Raw genomic sequence first — 15,842 nt, 5'->3', positions numbered from 1 at the left:
GCAGGGCCGGATAAAGCCGTTGTCTTCATCGTTCGCGGTGACCGGCCCCATGTCACCGGCCACCGCGAACCTCGGCGACGCTTTCTACTTCGCGGTGCCGGTGTGCCAGAGCACCGCGCCGCCCTGGGTGATCGCCATGTCGCCGTTGGCCCGGAGAACGAGGACGGCCCCGTCGTGGCCGTCGGTGCGCGTGCTCCACAGCGTCGCGTTCGTGCTGGAGTACAGCACGAGATTCCCGTCGGCCTGGAAGACGACGTGAGTGCCCGAGGCGTGCGTGCCGGTCGACCAGACGACCTTGCCGTGCTCGTCGCTGAGCACGAGGTCGCCGTCGGTGCGCAGCGACAGGCGCATGCGGTTGCTGTGCACGTTCTGGCCCGGCTGGAGGACGTACGTGCCCTGGATCGAACGCGCCTGCCAGTTCGGGGTGGCCGGCTTCGCCTCCTCCTGGGGGGCCGGCCGTGCTCGCCGGACCGGTTTCGCCTCCGCCGTCACGTGGTTTCGCTTCGGTTCGGGAGTGGCGCTCGGACTGGAGTCGGAGCCGGAGCCGGTGTCCGCCGGGCTCCGCGCCGGATCGGGCTCTCCGCCGGATGCCGGGTCCGCCTTCGGCGGATCGGACGGCGACCCCCAGGGATCGGGCGAGTCCGCCGGGGCCGGGACCACGGGAGACGCCGGCTGAGACGGCAGCGTGGGCGGCTGCTGAGACGAGCCCTGGCCCCTCCATCCGGGCGCGGGAATGACCACCTCCTTCTTGTCGGTCGCGGTGTTGCCGCCCGCCGGCTTCTGATGCGTCTTGGCCGGCGACGACGCGGACTCACTGGTCAAATGCGCCTGGGGAGCCACCATCGCGAACGGCGCGGCGGCCAGGGCCACCACGCCCGTCGCCGTGACGACCGCGATGCCCGTCCGCCGGCGCCGGTTGCCGGGCGCGGCCGGTTCCCGCGGCTGCGTCTCCTCCCGGAGCACGGTGATGGGCGCCGCGTCCAGCACGCCGCCGCTCGCGCTGGGCGCGGCCAGGGCGTTCTCCTCGCCGGGGGCCGGTTCATGCACGGACACGGACACCACCTCCGTACTCGCCATATCGCCTGGTCACCTTTGTCATGCCGTCCTTTCGATCACCGTCGGCACCGGCAACGGTGTGCCGGAGTACGGGGCCGTCCCGCCGGAGTCCGTCCTTGACGAACTCCTCCATGGGTACTTACGGCCGGTACTCCCCGCCGGGACCAATCCGTATTTGTGCGGCAGAGCGGCGGCACCGCGAACCCTTCCGGTCCTCCGGCACGTATTCAGAACATGAGACCTCAATGTCCCGTTCTCGACCTCACAGCCCGTGCTGTGCACGCGGAGGCCGCCGCGTTGCGCGCCCAGGGGCCGGCGGTGCTCGTCGAGCTCCCCGGGCCCGTCTACGCGTGGTCGGTCACCCGGCACGACGTCATCCAGGCACTGACCAGCGACCCGCGCGTCTCACGCGACCCCCGCCGGCACTGGCCCGGCCTGGCCGACGTACCCGAAGGCTGGGCGCTGGCCCCCATCGTCTTGCCGCAGCACTTCTTGAACGCCTATGGCGAGGAACACCACAGGCTCCGGCGCCGCATCGCCCCGTCGTTCTCGCCGCGACGGGTCGAGGGAATGCGCCCGCTGGTCCAGGCGGCCGCTGACCGCCTGGTCGACGCACTCGCCGCCCTCCCGCCCGGGACGTCCGCCGACGTACGGGAGCACCTGGCGCTCCCGCTGTCCCTGACCGTCGTCTGCGACCTGTTCGGCATCCCCGACCACCTGCGCGATGGGCTCGGCTCCGTGATCGACGCCGTTCTGGATCCGTCGGCCGGCCCGGAGCGCGCGCTGGCCATTCAGGCCGAGCTGCACGAGCGGCTCACCGGGTTACTGCGTTACAAGAGGGAGAATCCGGCCGCCGATCTCACCAGCGACCTGCTCCTGTCGCCCCAGCCCGGACAGGAGCCGCTGCCGGAACCCGCGCTGCTCGACACCCTCTTCCTCGTCGTCGGCGCGGGCTACGAGACCTCCGTCAGCCTCATCACCAACGCCATCGGTGCCCTCCTCGCCCAGCCCGAGATCCTCACCCAGGTCCGCGAGGGAGCCATCGGCTGGCGGGACGTCATCGAGGAGACGCTGCGGTTCGAGGGCCCGGTCATGTACCTCCCGATGCGTTTCGCCATCGAGGACATCGACCTCGGCGAGGGCGTCGTCATCGGCGAGGGCGACCCGATCGTCATCGGCTTCGCCGCCGCCGGACGCGACCCGGAACTCCACCCCGGCTGCCCGGAACGCTTCGACCCCACACGGGCCAGCAAAGAGCACCTCGCGTTCGGCCACGGACCCCACTTCTGCCTCGGCGCGCACCTCGCGCGGCTGGAGGCCGAAGTCGCTCTGGACACGCTGTTCAAGCGGCTGCCCGACCTCGCCCTCACCCACCCCGGGGAGCGGCCCGCCCGCGTGCCGTCGTTCGTCGCCAACGGCATCGAACGTCTGGAGATCATTCCCCGTCCGGCCTGACCCAACGTTCCGCCGCTCTCCCCAAGGGGGCACAGTCCATGATCGATCGGACCGAGGTGCGCATCGGCTGCACCTCTCCTCAAGGCGACGAATGGTCGGTGGCCGGATGGCTCACCGTCCCCGAGCACGCCGTCCGCGGCGAACTCCAGATCCTCCTGCACGGTGCCGGCTACGACCACCGGTACTGGGACTGGCCGCTGGACCGTGACACCTACTCCTACGTCGAGCACTGCCGCCGTACGGGCCACGCCACCCTGGCCATCGACCGGGTCGGATCGGGCGCCAGCTCCAGGCCGCCGGGCCGCCTCAACACCTCGTACGCGCAGGCCGACGCCCTGCACCAGATCGTCACCGCGGCCCGCGACGGCCGCCTGGCCGGCATCGCCTTCGACCGCGTCGTCCTGGTGGGTCACTCGTTCGGCTCGGGCGTGGCCGGCGCGGAGGCCGGCCGGCACCGGGATGTCGACGCCGTGGTCTTCACCGGCCATGTGGGCATCGACTCCGGCGCCCAGGACGACGACCCCCGCGCCGCCATCCTGTTCCACGACGTCGCGGGCGACCCGGCAGTGGCCCACCTGCGCGGCCTCGTCGACGACGCGTACCTCACGCCCAGGCCGGAGGCCCGGATCCCCACGTTCTACGTGCCCGAAGGCGCCGACCCGCGGATCATCGACCTGGACGAGAAGATCAAGGGCGTCATGACGCTGGGTGAACTGTCCGACATGGGCACCGCCGCCGACGCGTGGAGACTCATCGACGTGCCCGTGCTCGCCGTGGTCGGAGAGAACGACGTGATGATGTTCGACCACGAGACCGAGATCGACACCTATCAGGCCGTCAACCGGGTGAAGGAGAAGGCTCCCGCACACTTCACCTTCGAGGTCGTCCCGGCCACCGGTCACAACATCAACCTCCACCGGAACGCCCGCACCGGTTACGGAGTCATCCTTCGCTGGCTCGCCTCCCTCGGCTGACGCCGAAACGGCCGCGGACGGCGCTCCGTGCCGTCCGCGGCCGTTCATGTGGCGGGCCACCTCATGAACGCGCCCCCGTTGACGTCGAAGCTCGAAATTGACACTGAACCACCTCTCCGTGCCGGAGTTCCGCGCCTGGTTTCGTCTCCGCGTGGTTGAATAGGGGACGGTCACGCATTAAATTCCGTCCCTCACCACTCATACGGGTGTGCGCGCGAGAACAGTTCTCCGGACCCCTGTCGATCGGCTCAGACGGCGAGCACGTCGTCGCACTGGTACGCGTGCCGGCGTATCACGTCCGCGGCATGGTGTAGCGCATATCCGTCATGCTGCGCCAGCCGCCATTCATGGACCTGTGACACGGGGTCCGCGCCGATGGTGATCGGTACACCGATGGCGACGCCGTCGATGTCGTATTCGCCGTGAAGCGGCACCGCGGCGCACCAGTCCGACGGTGTACGCGAGGCGAGGCCGTGAACCATGCCTGCCAGGCCGGTCGCCGTGGTCCACGCGGTCGTACGGGAGACGCCGAGCGCCACCCAGCGGGCGTACCAGCTCATGGTCTCGGCGCGTACGGTCCGCTCCTGCTCCGGAGACAGCCGCACGGGCGCCCCTCCGACGCGAATGCGGTCGAACAGCGGAACGCACCCGTCGCCGTGCTCGCCGATCACCCAGCCGACGACCTCGGAGGCGGGTGCGCCGAGCACCTGCCCGACGGCGATTCGCAGGCGGAGGCTGTCGTTCCAGGAGTAGCCCAGGAGACGGTGCCGGTCGATCCGCGCGGAGTGGCCCAGCCAGGTGGTCAGGGGGTCGACGGGATTGGTCACGACGATGACGTGGCCGGGCCAGTCCGCGGGCAGTTCGGCGAGCGCGCGGAAGTACGGGCGCAGGATCTCGATGTTGCGCGGCAGGAACTCCCGGCGCGAGGCCGGGGATCCGAAGGGAACTGACGCGGTGATCACCACCACGTCGCTGTCCGCGAAGTCGTCGATGTCGCCGCTCCGTACCGTCGTGCGCCTGAACGGCGTTATCCCGTCCAGATCCATCAGCTGGCAGGTGACGTACTGGCTGCGACGCCCGAGCAGCACCACGCCGCAGGGATCGGCCGAGGTCAGCAGGGTGTAGGCGAGAGCCGATCCGACACCCCCGTAGCCGCCGACGATGGTGACCTTCGCGGGTCTCATGGAGCGCCTCCCTTACACGCGCCGGGCGCGCGTCGTCCGGACACCGCGATCCAGCCGAGTGAGCACATCAACGCGTCCGGGTCGGCCGACGCTTCGTGGAACGCGGCGACGAGGCCGGGGTCGATCGCGTCGCCCAACCGCGGGCCGGCCGCGTCGACGGTCTGTGAGTAGAACTCCGCCCACGCGGATCCACCGTGGTAGAAGGGTACTTCCATCACGGTGTCGGCGACGTCGAGGCCGGCGGCGTGCATCGCGCCCGGCAGCTTGTGGCCGAGCCGGAAGTCGATGCCTTCGCGGCGGCCCCATCGGCACCACGCCGACCAGAAGCGCTGGTGCGGTGGTACGACGTTGAGCATGCCGCTGGTCGCGTCGGGCTCGACCACCACCAGCGTGCCGCCGGGTTTCAGGGCGTGGCCGCACTTCTTCACCACCTGCCGCCATTCGGGCAGGTGATGGAGCAGGGCACGGACGGTGATCAGGTCGAACGCCGACTCCGGCAGCGGATCGTGCACCGCGTCGAGCCGCTCGACGGTCATGTTGTCCGGGTGGCTCACCTGGGACAGGAACCTGGTGTTCAGGTCGGTGGCCAGCACGTGACCCGCCGGTCCGGTTCGATGGGCGAGCCAGGCGGACATGGTGCCCAGCCCCGCGCCGAGTTCGAGGGCATGCCACCTGGAATCGATTTCCAGAGCCTCCAGTGCCCTACGGTGCATGGGGTCGAGCAGACGCGCCAGACACCGCAGACGGTGGCGCTCACGGTCGTCATTACTGGCGAACACATAAGAAGGCATAAGCCGCACCGCCTAAACGACACCGCAAGGAAGGCGCTTTCTGGACGTCCGTTCCTGCTTTTAAGGACAGGGAACATCAAACACAGACAGAAGTCAAGGCTTCTTTTGGACAAGACCACGGCCGGGCGAGATGGCCGAATTCGGCCCGGGTTTCGATGAACCATTTTACAAAAGGCCGGATCTTACAAATGCCGCCTTGAACCATCGCATACACCGTGATAGGCCCGGCGCATGGCTGCAATATCTGGTGAATGGGAATTCGATCACCTCGATCCGTGGCTGGCGCCGCGTATGCACGAGGTGCTCGCGGAGGTCCGGGAAGGCTGTCCGGTCGTGCACAGCGACAGGCACGGAGGGTTCTGGGCGGCGCTGACTCACGAGGCCGTCAAGGAGGCGGCCGGCGATCCCAAGACCTACAGCAGCGCCGATGGCGTCTCGATCCCCAGAGCCCATGGCATCCTGTCGCCGCCGATCGCCTTCGACCCGCCCGAGCACACCGCCTACCGCAGGATCATCCAGCGGCAGTTCACCCGGCGGGGCGCGGCGCGCTACGAACCCCTTCTGCGCCGGCTGGTACGGGACCGCCTCGCCGAACTGGTCGAGCAGGGCAGCGCCGACGTCGTTCCCGCGCTGTCCCGCTACCTGGCGCCGATCGCGATCGCCGTGATTCTCGGGCTGCCGCCCGAGGACGGGACGAGGTTCGTGGAGTGGACGGCCCGGATCCTCATGACGGCGGCCGCGGGCGACCGCGCGGAGAACCAGCGGTTGACGGAGGAGTTCGCGGCCTACATCTCCGGCCACCTCGACCGCGGGTGCGACGAGGAGGCCGTCATCAGTGTGATCGGCACAGGCCGGATCGACGGGCGACCGCTCACCCTCGAGGAGCGACTCGGCATGATCTTACTGCTGGTCATGGCGGGGCATGAGACCACCGTTCACAGCATCAGCACGATGATCTACCACGTGGCCACCGTGGACGGCCTCAGGGATCGGCTGATCGCCGACCCGGCGCTCATCCCGAGCATGATCGACGAAAGCCTGCGCCTGGAGGCTCCGGTGGTCGCCCTGTCTCGCACCGTACGCGGGGGCGCGGAGCTGGGCGGACGGACACTGGAAGACGGGGAACGTACGCTGCTCGTGTTCGGCTCCGCCAACCACGACCCGGCCGTGTTCGACCGGCCCGAGGAGTTCGTCTGCCCCCGGGACCGCAACCCGCACGTGGCGTTCGGCTCCGGCATCCACCGCTGCATCGGCGAACACCTCGCCCGGCTGGAGATGCGCATCGTCGCCGAAGAGCTTCTCGCCCTGGCGCCGGAATACCGCATCGCCGACGGCTACCGGCCCGAGTGGAGGAGCGGTCCGATCACCCGCGGTCTCACCACCCTCCCGGTCGTCTTCCCTTAGCCCGCCGGCAGGCCGCCGACGAAAAGCCACAGCCGTGTCGCGCCGAGCCGGGCGAATTCGCTGGGGACAGGCCGGCCGGTTCGCCTCCCGACCTCGGCGAGCGTGGTGACCTCCTGTTGCGCCCAACCGTGCGACGAGAGCCACTCACCGGGCCGATCGGCGACCGGGCCGTAGCGGAGCTCCCGCAGCAGCAGGTCCCACGCGGCCCGGTCCTGGGTCTCGAGCGTCTCGTACTCGATGTCAGCGTTCTCCCAGCGGCAACTGAAGTACTCGCCGACGATCCGGCTTCCGGGCGCGGACAGGGCGGTGATCTCGTCGAGAAGCCCGTCCGCCTCGTCGCGGGAGAAGTACATCAGCAGTCCTTCGGCCACCCACGCCGTCGGTACGGCGGGATCGAAACCGGCGGACAGCAGGGGTTGCGACAGGCCTTTCGTGATGTCAGCGACCACCGGTACCCGGACGCACGTAGGAACGGCCCCGTGCCGATCGAGAACCTCTTGTTTGAACGCGTGCACGGGAGCCTGATCGACCTCGAAGGCCGTGATGTCCTCGAGCATTCCGAGCCGGAACGCGCGGCTGTCCAGCCCCGCTCCGAGAAAGACCACCTGCGCGCAGCCGTCCCTGACCGCGGCCAACGTACGACGGTCATAGAAGGGCGTGCGGTGGGTCAAGAAGAAACGGAAACCGTTCCAGAACACGGATGAGCCGTCATCCTTCGCGGGGCCGAGCCGGGGAAGGTCCGGCCTCCCGCCGGCCTCGGCGCCGTGCACCGCCGCGACGAACGCCGCCGCGAGGGGATCTTCGAACAGACGTCCGGCCTCCCGTGACTCCTGAGCGCGGCTGTACGCCGTCAGAAGTGCCGTCCATCCGACTCCTGGCGGTATCTCACCGACCATCGTGGCATTCCTCTCGTAGCCATAAACCAGTACATAGTGGTAAACGGCTGCTGAAACGGTCCCGGGCTTGAGGGAGAAAACGCCGACGCGGGTGAACCTTTTCAGCCGGTCGGGAACCGGCTCTCCAGCCAGGCGAGCTCAGCCCTGAACCCATCGACGTTGTTCAGTTCGAGCGCCACGTCGTGCCCGGCGCCGGGTTGGACGTGAACCTCGGCCCCGGCGGGGAACAGTGCCGGCGCGAGCCGGGCCAGCCCGTTCCGGGTGCAGGGAAGCGGGTTGCAGATCACGTTGTCGTACTGCCCGATGACCCTCAGAGTCGGGACACCGATGCGGGTGGTGAGACCTGCCGCCTCCGGAAGGAGATAGGTCGTCTCGGACAGGGAAGCGGTGTCCTTGGTCGCCTCGTCGGCGGCGATCACCGCCGGATCCGTGTCAGCCCTGCGGTAGAAGAACCCCCGGGTGCCCGGCCGGGTCGTGACATAGGTGGGGTCGGCGATCGTGCCGAAGAACCGGGCGTCGATCGCCGCGGGCCACAGGATCGCGACGATGCCGGCGACTCCCAGCGCGGTCGGCTGCTGGAACCAGCCGGTTCCGATCACGCCGTCGACATCGTGATAGGTGGCCGCAGTCAGATCCGAAACGAAGGTGCCGTAGGAGTGCCCGGTGAGAACGATCCTGTCGTAGCTCCGGCCCTCGAGCCCGTTCGACCGCACCGCGCCGACGACCTGACGCAGAGCGTCCGCGTTGGAGAAGGCGTTCACCAGCACGCCGCCGGGCGGCCGGGTCGACCGTCCCATTCCCAGGCGGTCGATGGCCAGGGTGTCATAGCCGCGGTCGTTCATGAACCTGGTGTAGGAGTACCGGCCTTCGAACCCGGGGAAGTCGAAATAGGAATGCGTATAGGTGATTCCGGGGACCAGGATCTGCAGGGCCTTGCTGGTCGGCCGCGCGCTGCGGCAGTAACGTCCGAAGATCATGCCGTTCGGCACACCTGGCACCGAGATCGGCGTACTGACGTCCGTGCAGGTGACGGCACTGTCCGCCCGTGCGGGCGCCGATACGGCGGTCAGCACGAAAAACGCCGAGGCAATGGTCGTGAAGGACTTGGATAACATCTGCCGTGCCTCCTGAGCGTCGCCTGCGACCGCGTGTACCGGTCATCGGACCGGCCTCGCGATTCCGGGGTGAAACTTAGCGCCGCCCGCCGGGCCGGCGGCATCTGTCATTTGACTGGACCCGGCCGATATGCCGGTCGATCGACGCGGTCAGGCGAGGCCGCCTGCTTGCCTTGGCCGGTCCGCCATCGGTTCAGGCCGGGAGGCCGGTACGACACGTGCCGGATGGACTGCCCGATGACGTAGACGATTCGCCCGCTAAAGACGACTATGACGGACATGCGTGGTGACCGGGCGGACGACGTGGCCGAGATCAAGGACGCCGGCGGCGGCGAGGTGATCCGGCCCGAGGGCCCCCGGTCCGCGAACGATGCCCCCGCGACGGGCGTACCGCCGCGTACGACGGCATCCGCCCAGCCCGGCGAAACGGTGCGGTTGGTGGGGCGGGACGAGGACGTCGCGGCGGTGCGCGCGTTCGTCGACCAGGCCGCGGCTCAGGGTGGCGCGATGGTGATCTGCGGTGACGCCGGCGTCGGCAAGTCCGCGCTGGTCGACGCGGCCGGCGCCTACGCCGTCTCGGCCGGGTTGCAGCTGTTGCGCGCGGCCGGTGCGCAGTTCGAGGCGAACGTGAGCTTCGCCGGCCTGCACCAGTTGCTGTTCCCGCTGCTGGGCAGCCACCTCGACCAGTTGGACGACGTGCAGCGTACGGCGCTGCGCAGTGCCCTCGGACTGCACAAGGGCGTGGCCCCGGATCGGATGACGATCTCCCACGCGGCGCTGGAACTGCTCACGCTGGCCGCCCGCACCACGCCGATCCTGATCGTCGTCGACGACCTGCCATGGCTGGACCAGGTGAGTCGCCTGGTGCTGGCATTCGTCGCGCGCAGGACGTCCGGCACGAACGTGGGATTCCTCGCCACCGAACGCACCGGCGAGGACGGTTTCTTAGACCACTCCGGCATCCGCGTACAGGACCTCCGGCCGCTGTCCGACGCCTCGTCAGAAGCTCTCCTCGACAACCGATACCCGGCACTCAGCCTCCGTGCGCGACGCCGGCTGCTGGACGATGCCCAAGGCAACCCTCTGGCCCTGCTGGAGCTGCCGATCGCGTTGACCTCACAGCCCGCCGACCGGACGGTCACCGGCACGCTGCCGCTGACGCGCCGTCTCCAGACGATGTTCGCCGCGCGTATCCGCGGCCTGCCGACGCGTACCCGCCACGCGCTCCTGCTCGCCGTCCTGGACGGGACCGGTGACCTGTACGTCCTGCGGTACGGCGAGCAGGGATCGGAGGCGGGCGACCTGGTGGCGGCCGATCGAGCCCACGTCATCGCCCTTGACGGCGCCGCCGCCCGGGTGTCGTTCCGTCACCCGCTGATCCGGTCGGCCGTCGTGGAGCTCGCCACCGACGAGGAGCGCCGGCGCGCCCACCAGATCCTCGCCGAGCGGCGCGCGGACGAACCGGCCCGGCGGGCCTGGCACCTCGCGGAGGCGTGCACCGGGCCGGACGAGGAGGTGGCCGCTCTCCTGCAGGAGGTCGCCCACACGAACCTGTTCCGCGGCGACTCGCTGAGCGCCATCACCGAGTTGCTCAGGGCGGCCGACATCAGCCCGGCCGGCACCGACCGCTCCAGCCGCCTGGCGGAGGCCGCCTATCTGGGCGCCATCGTCACCGGCGATCTGCGCGAGGTGCCGACTCTGATGGACGCGGCGCGCCGCGCCGATCCACAACACGGGGGCTCGCTCGCCGGAGCCGTCGCCGGCGCGTACCATCTGCTGAACGAGACCGGCGACATCGACAACGCACACCGCCTGCTCGTCGGCGCCATCGAGGCACTGCCGGAGCCTGGCGACGCCCACAACAAGCCGCTGATCGAGGGCCTCTACACCCTGCTCATGGTGGCGTTCTTCGGCGGACGTACGGAGCTGTGGCCGGCGTTCCACACCGCCGTCGACCGGCTGCGGCCGCAGACGCCGCACCTTCTGTCGATCCTGGCCAACACCTTCAGTGACCCGGCCCGGCGCGCCCGGCCCGTGCTCGGTCAGCTGGACGCCCTGATCGGCCGATTGCACACGGAGACGAGCCCGGCGCGCATCGTGCGCACCGCCATCGCCGGCAGTTACCTCGACCGCGTCGGCGACTGCCGCGAGCCGCTGTGGCGCGCGGTACGCCACGGCCGTGAGGGCGGCGCGGTGACGTCCGCCATCGAAGCGCTGTTCCTGCTCGGCAACGACGCCTACTTCGCCGGACGGTGGGACGACGTCCAGGTGCTGACGGACGAGGGCATCGCCCTGTGCAAGACCCACAACTACTCGCTGCTGCAGTGGGTCGGCCAGTTCACGCGAGCCCTGGTCGCCACCGCCTGCGGCGATCATGCCACGAGCCGGTCCCTGACCGAGGAGATGAGCCGGTGGGCGGCACCCCGCCGGGCCGGCCTCGTGTCCGCGTACGCGTGGCACGTCAAAACCCTGGCCGCCCTGTCCGAGGACGACTTCGACGAGGCGTACCGGTGCGCCGTCGCCGTCAGCCCCGCCGGGGAACTTGCCTCGCACGTTCCCAACGCCCTGTGGCTGATCATGGAGCTGGTGGAGGCGGCGGCACGGTCCGGCCGGCCTGACGAGGCCGCCGCCCACGTCGCGGCCGCGCGGCGAGCGCGCCTCGGCGAGCTGTCGCCCCGCCTCGCTCTCACCGTCGCCGGCGCCGCCGCCCTGGCGGCGGCCGACGGTGACCACCGGGACCTGTTCGAACAGGCACTGCGCACACCGGACGCCGATCGGTGGCCCTTCGACCTGGCGCGCGTCCGCCTGGCCTACGGCGAACGACTCCGGCGCACCAAGTCCCCCTCCGACGCCCGCGTCCATCTCAGCGCCGCCGCGGACGCCTTCGAACACCTCGGTGCCCGTCCATGGGCGACACGGGCCGCGCGCGAGCTGCGTGCCACCGGCGTCCAGCGCGAGAAGCCCGCCGCCACGAACAGCGCGGACCTCACCGGGCAGCAGCGCCAGATCGCCCAGCTGGCGGCCGCGGGCCTGTCGAACAAGCAGATCGGCGAGCGGCTGTTCCTGTCCTCGCGCACCGTCGGCTACCACCTGTACCAGATCTTCCCCAAGCTCGGCATCACCTCCCGCGCCGCACTGCGCGACGCGCTCGCCGACCTGCCCGACACCGGCACCACCCCGCCGGGTTGACCAGTCGGCGACCAGTCATTCGACAGACGCCAGCCACCGGCCCTCGCTTCTAACGTCGTATCCAGTTCCACCCATCGATCGAACTGGAGAAAGCGATGACCACGGCGCGCAACGTCGTCCTCGTGCACGGCGGTTTCGTCGACGGCTCCGGCTGGCAGAGGGTCTACCAGCTGCTACGCCAGGACGGCTTCAACGTCAGCATCGTGCAGAATCCGACGCTGTCCCTCGAGGACGACGCCGCGGTCACCCGCCGCGTCCTGCAGCGCCAGGACGGTCCCACTGTGCTGGTCGGGCACTCCTACGGCGGAGCGGTCATCAGCGAGGCCGGCACCCATCCCGCCGTCGCGGCACTGGTCTACGTCGCCGCCTTCGCCCCGGACAAGGGCGAGTCGGTGAACACGCTCATCGCCGACCCGCCGCCCGGGGCACCGGTACCCCCGATCCTGCCGCCCCAGGACGGCTTCCTCTATCTCGACCGCGAGAAGTTCCCCGCCTCCTTCGCCGGTGACCTGCCGCTGCCGGAGGCGGAGTTCATGGCCGACTCGCAGGTCCCCTGGGGCATGGACGCCCTCGCCGGCGCGGTCAGCGAACCCGCCTGGCGCCAGAAGCACAGCTGGTACCTGGTCGCCACCGACGACCGGATGATCCCCCCGCCCGCGCAGCACGCCATGGCCGAACGCGCCGGCGCCACCGTGGCCGAGACACACGCCAGCCACTCCGTCTACCTGTCCCAGCCGCAGGCGGTCGCCGATCTGATCAGGCAGGCCGCCGCGGCGACCCGCTGACCCCCCGCTGGCGGCATCCGGGCGACGGGTACCGCCGGCACGCCCCCATGACGTCACGAAAGACCGGAATGGAAAGAGCGCCGTGAAATGTACAGTCAAGTTCTCGAACGTGACGTATCCCCGGCGGACCCCGCGTGCTCGGCCGAGCCGGACCCGAGCCACGTCGTCAGCTCGCTCTACGTCCAGTACCGCCCGGTGCTCCTCGCGTACGTCACGAAGATGCTGTCCGATCCGCACCAGGCCGAAGACGTCGTCCAGGAGACCATGGTGCGGGCCTGGCGGAACGCCGACCGGCTCGCGCCCGAGCGCGGCTCCATCTCCGCCTGGCTGAAACGCGTCGCGCACAACGTCGCCGTGGACAAACTCCGGGCACGCCGGGCACGGCCGCCCGAGGTCCTCGTCGCCGAGGCTCCCGCCCGGACCCTGCCCGACCACTCCGCCAACGTGGTGGACTCGATGTTCGTCAGGTGCGCCCTCGAACGCCTCCCGCCGGCCCAGCGCGCCGTGTTGCAGGAGGTCTACTTCGCCGACCGTACGGCGGCACAGGCCGCCAAGGTGCTCGGCGTACCCGTCGGAACCGTGAAGTCCCGGGTCCACCACGCCCTGCGCAACCTGCGTCTCCACCTCGAAGAGCAACTGGTGGAGTCGCTGGAACCGGTCGATCAGCAGGACGGCCAGAAGCCGGCGGAGGCCGCCGGGGACCCGCGGCCCGACACGACGCAGCGGTTGCTGAACGGCGGCGACTGGGATCCGCGGCTGCTGCGGGAGAATCTGCGCGGGTCCGTGGCCGAACGGTTCGGCGACACCGGCGGCGTTCTGGTGGTGGATGAGACCGGATCCCTCAAGAACGGCACCCGCCCGGCCGGTTTCCAGGGGCAGCACGCCGGGACGGCCGGACGGGGGGTGTTTCTGGCGTACGCGAGCGCGCGTGGCCAGGCGTTGATCGACGCGGAGTTGTACATGCCCAAGTCCTGGACCGATGACCGGGCGCGGTGCGAGCAGGCCGGCATCCCCGCGAACGTGGAGTTCGCCACCAAACCGGCGCTGGCCCAGGCGATGATCGGCCGCGCGTTGGCCGGCGGGATGACGGCCCGGTGGGTGACCGCCGACGAGACCTACGGCCAGGGCCACAAATTCCGCCGCTACCTGGAACAACGCCACCTGGGTTATGTGGTCGCCGTGCCGAGGAACCAGCCGCTGGGCGGCGGGGACGGCAACGGCCTGCGGCCCGACGAGATCACAGCGGACGCCCCGGAGCAGGCATGGAAGCGCCTGTCCACGGACGAGGGCGCGGGGGGATCGCGGCCGTACGACTGGGCCATCGCCACCTTGCCGCCCCACCCCGACGACGCCGGAGCCGGTGAGGCCTTCGCCCGGTGGCTGCTGGTCCGTCGTTCCGTCCTCTCCCGCGATGAGACCGCGGAGTCCGGTCCCGAGCTCGTCTACTACCTGTGCTCTGGACCGGCCGGCACGACCTTGGCGGAGCTGGTACGCGTCGCCGGGACGCGCTCGGCCATCGAGGACTGCTTCGCCGCGGCCAAGAGCGAGGCCGGCCTGGGCCGGCACCAGGGACTCCGCTACGACGTCTGGCATCGCAACGTCACCCTCGCGATGCTCGCCTACGCGCGCCTGGACGCCACCGCCGTCCGCGCTCCGAAGGCGCAGGCCGCGCTCGCCTCGCCCGCGCCGAGGCCCTCGGTCTCCTGGCAGACCTGACGCGGCGGCCGGGGTCGCGCCGGTCACGCTCCACCGGCGCCAGAACCCCGGGCGGGCTCGGCGACCGGGTCCGTGGGGCCCTGCATCCGCTCCAGCTGAGCGATGACCGTTCGGCCGGCGGGCGACGTCAACGACCGCGCCACGAACTCACCCGCCGTTACGGGCGGCGATCGCTCTGGTCTCCGCACTGAGGTGGCTCACCGCGTGATCCACCGGACAGGCTCTGGTGTCCGGAAACCGGGCCGCGAGCTCCCCCAGGCTGCGGCGGACGGCCGACCCGTCGGTGGCGGGTGCCTCGGCGCGCGAATGGTCGCCGCTGCCGCGCGGGCGATCTGATCTGCCGCGCCTTGTCCGCTGGCCTCGTGCCCCGAGCTCAGCCAGTCCGCTATTAACCGTAATGAACCCTTAGAAGGACTGGGGTCGTATATCAAGTAGCGGCGTATAACTCAATTCGCCGTCTATTGTCAGGAAAGTAGTCAACACAACAGGAGGCGTTGTGGGAATCACGAAGAAGACGAAGCGTATCGCTGCGCTGGCGGGTGCTGTGGGCGTAACGTCCGCCGCGCTGATCGCCGGTGCGATGGCGCCGGCGTACGCGTCCGCGATCCCCAACGGGCACGTGCAGATCTGCGCGCAGGGAGACTACGCCAGCTACATCACGTTCCCGAACCGGAGTGACTATTCGAGTACCGTGGTCTCGCCCGGCCAGTGCTGGTACCAGGAGCTGGGAGGCAACTCGTGGGAGCCGATCAACGTCTACAACGAGTGGGGCGGATACCTCGCGACCGAATGGTACAACGGGAGCTCCTCGGGGATCGGTATCGGCACCGAGGGTTCCGGCGGCTCCGAATGGGTCACGACCTGGTAATAGGCATCGCCGCCCTATCGCCTCATTAATCGCAGTGAGCGGTAACGGTCGGTGAAAGGCGTCATCACGAAATGAACGGTCGGGGACCGGCACGGTTCCGCAGCCAAACTCCGTTGCCGGCCCCGGCCCGTTGAGTTCGAATGGTAAATGGCATCGAGCCTACGGTGTCGGCGGCGATGCGGACCCGCCCGGCATCGCACACAAGGGCTCCCGCCCACCCCGTACGGCCGGAGCCGTCACGGAGAAGACGCCCGCCGGGGCCTGGCAGGTCGGCCACGGCTCGGACTCCCGGACCCGGCGTCTCCCGCGGGAGGATCACCGGGATTCCGTACGGCCCTGTCCGCGACCGGCTCCTCCGGAGCCGGTCTTCGCGCGCTTGGCGTCGGGGCGCTCTGGACCATCGTGCGGG

The 15,842-nt window shown here is 69.9% G+C and carries 13 protein-coding genes; 8 read left to right on the top strand and 5 right to left on the bottom strand.

All coding sequences use genetic code 11. The features are described from left to right. Positions 1–84 precede the first annotated feature (84 nt). Positions 85–1,053: a hypothetical protein gene (locus tag QWU11_RS44460; RefSeq protein ID WP_290120640.1), complete on the bottom strand. Its 969-nt coding sequence runs from the start codon at positions 1,051–1,053 to the stop codon at positions 85–87. A gap of 279 nt (positions 1,054–1,332) precedes the next feature. Here QWU11_RS44460 and QWU11_RS44455 point away from each other — a divergent pair, with 279 nt between their 5' ends. Both QWU11_RS44455 and QWU11_RS44450 read left to right on the top strand, forming a co-directional pair. Further along, the gene (locus QWU11_RS44455) at positions 1,333–2,511 is read left to right on the top strand and encodes a cytochrome P450 (protein WP_290120639.1); all 1,179 of its coding nucleotides are present in this window, start codon (positions 1,333–1,335) and stop codon (positions 2,509–2,511) included. Between the two features lie 38 nt (positions 2,512–2,549). Then, the gene (locus QWU11_RS44450) at positions 2,550–3,485 is read left to right on the top strand and encodes an alpha/beta hydrolase (RefSeq protein ID WP_290120638.1); all 936 of its coding nucleotides are present in this window, start codon (positions 2,550–2,552) and stop codon (positions 3,483–3,485) included. Between the two features lie 248 nt (positions 3,486–3,733). Here the strand turns inward: QWU11_RS44450 and QWU11_RS44445 are convergent, their stop codons facing one another. Beyond that, a complete protein-coding gene (locus tag QWU11_RS44445; protein ID WP_290120637.1) occupies positions 3,734–4,669 on the bottom strand; it encodes a hypothetical protein in 936 nt (311 codons plus the stop codon). Beyond that, positions 4,666–5,382 carry a class I SAM-dependent methyltransferase gene (locus QWU11_RS44440; RefSeq protein WP_290120636.1) on the bottom strand — a complete coding sequence of 239 codons (717 nt, stop codon included), beginning with the start codon at positions 5,380–5,382 and terminating at the stop codon, positions 4,666–4,668. The genes QWU11_RS44445 and QWU11_RS44440 overlap by 4 nt, the downstream gene beginning before the upstream one ends. Positions 5,383–5,793: 411 nt before the next feature. On the opposite strand from QWU11_RS44440, the gene QWU11_RS44435 reads away from it, so the two are divergent. Then, positions 5,794–6,864: a cytochrome P450 gene (locus QWU11_RS44435; protein WP_290120635.1), complete on the top strand. Its 1,071-nt coding sequence runs from the start codon at positions 5,794–5,796 to the stop codon at positions 6,862–6,864. Here the strand turns inward: QWU11_RS44435 and QWU11_RS44430 are convergent. Together QWU11_RS44430 and QWU11_RS44425 are read right to left on the bottom strand one after the other, a co-directional pair. Then, positions 6,861–7,760 (bottom strand): SAM-dependent methyltransferase, encoded by a 900-nt coding sequence (locus QWU11_RS44430; protein ID WP_290120634.1) that lies wholly within the window; start codon positions 7,758–7,760, stop codon positions 6,861–6,863. The genes QWU11_RS44435 and QWU11_RS44430 overlap by 4 nt on opposite strands. 101 nt (positions 7,761–7,861) lie before the next feature. Continuing rightward, positions 7,862–8,737, bottom strand: coding sequence for an alpha/beta fold hydrolase (locus tag QWU11_RS44425; RefSeq protein WP_290120633.1), 876 nt, complete (start codon positions 8,735–8,737; stop codon positions 7,862–7,864). Between QWU11_RS44425 and QWU11_RS44420 the strand changes: the two genes are divergently transcribed. The 5 genes from QWU11_RS44420 to QWU11_RS44400 all read left to right on the top strand — a co-directional run bounded on the left by QWU11_RS44420 (position 8,736) and on the right by QWU11_RS44400 (position 15,433). Beyond that, positions 8,736–8,891, top strand: coding sequence for a hypothetical protein (locus QWU11_RS44420; RefSeq protein WP_290120632.1), 156 nt, complete (start codon positions 8,736–8,738; stop codon positions 8,889–8,891). The genes QWU11_RS44425 and QWU11_RS44420 overlap by 2 nt on opposite strands. 263 nt (positions 8,892–9,154) lie before the next feature. Beyond that, complete coding sequence (locus tag QWU11_RS44415) at positions 9,155–12,064, top strand: LuxR family transcriptional regulator (protein ID WP_290120631.1); 2,910 nt, start codon at positions 9,155–9,157, stop codon at positions 12,062–12,064. A 95-nt stretch (positions 12,065–12,159) separates the two neighbouring features. Then, on the top strand, positions 12,160–12,849 hold the full coding sequence (locus tag QWU11_RS44410; RefSeq protein WP_290120630.1) for an alpha/beta hydrolase: 690 nt from the start codon (positions 12,160–12,162) through the stop codon (positions 12,847–12,849). 87 nt (positions 12,850–12,936) lie between these two features. Beyond that, positions 12,937–14,565: an IS701 family transposase gene (locus QWU11_RS44405; protein ID WP_290120629.1), complete on the top strand. Its 1,629-nt coding sequence runs from the start codon at positions 12,937–12,939 to the stop codon at positions 14,563–14,565. Positions 14,566–15,109: 544 nt separating this feature from the next. Next, positions 15,110–15,433, top strand: a complete 324-nt coding sequence (locus QWU11_RS44400; protein WP_290120628.1) for a hypothetical protein — start codon at positions 15,110–15,112, stop codon at positions 15,431–15,433. Positions 15,434–15,842 lie beyond the last annotated feature (409 nt).

The organism is Actinomadura sp. DC4 (assembly GCF_030406325.1).
In the GTDB taxonomy this organism is placed as follows: domain Bacteria; phylum Actinomycetota; class Actinomycetes; order Streptosporangiales; family Streptosporangiaceae; genus Actinoallomurus.
The sequence above is the reverse complement of the archived record's forward strand: the minus strand, read 5'-3'. Positions and strand labels throughout refer to the sequence as shown.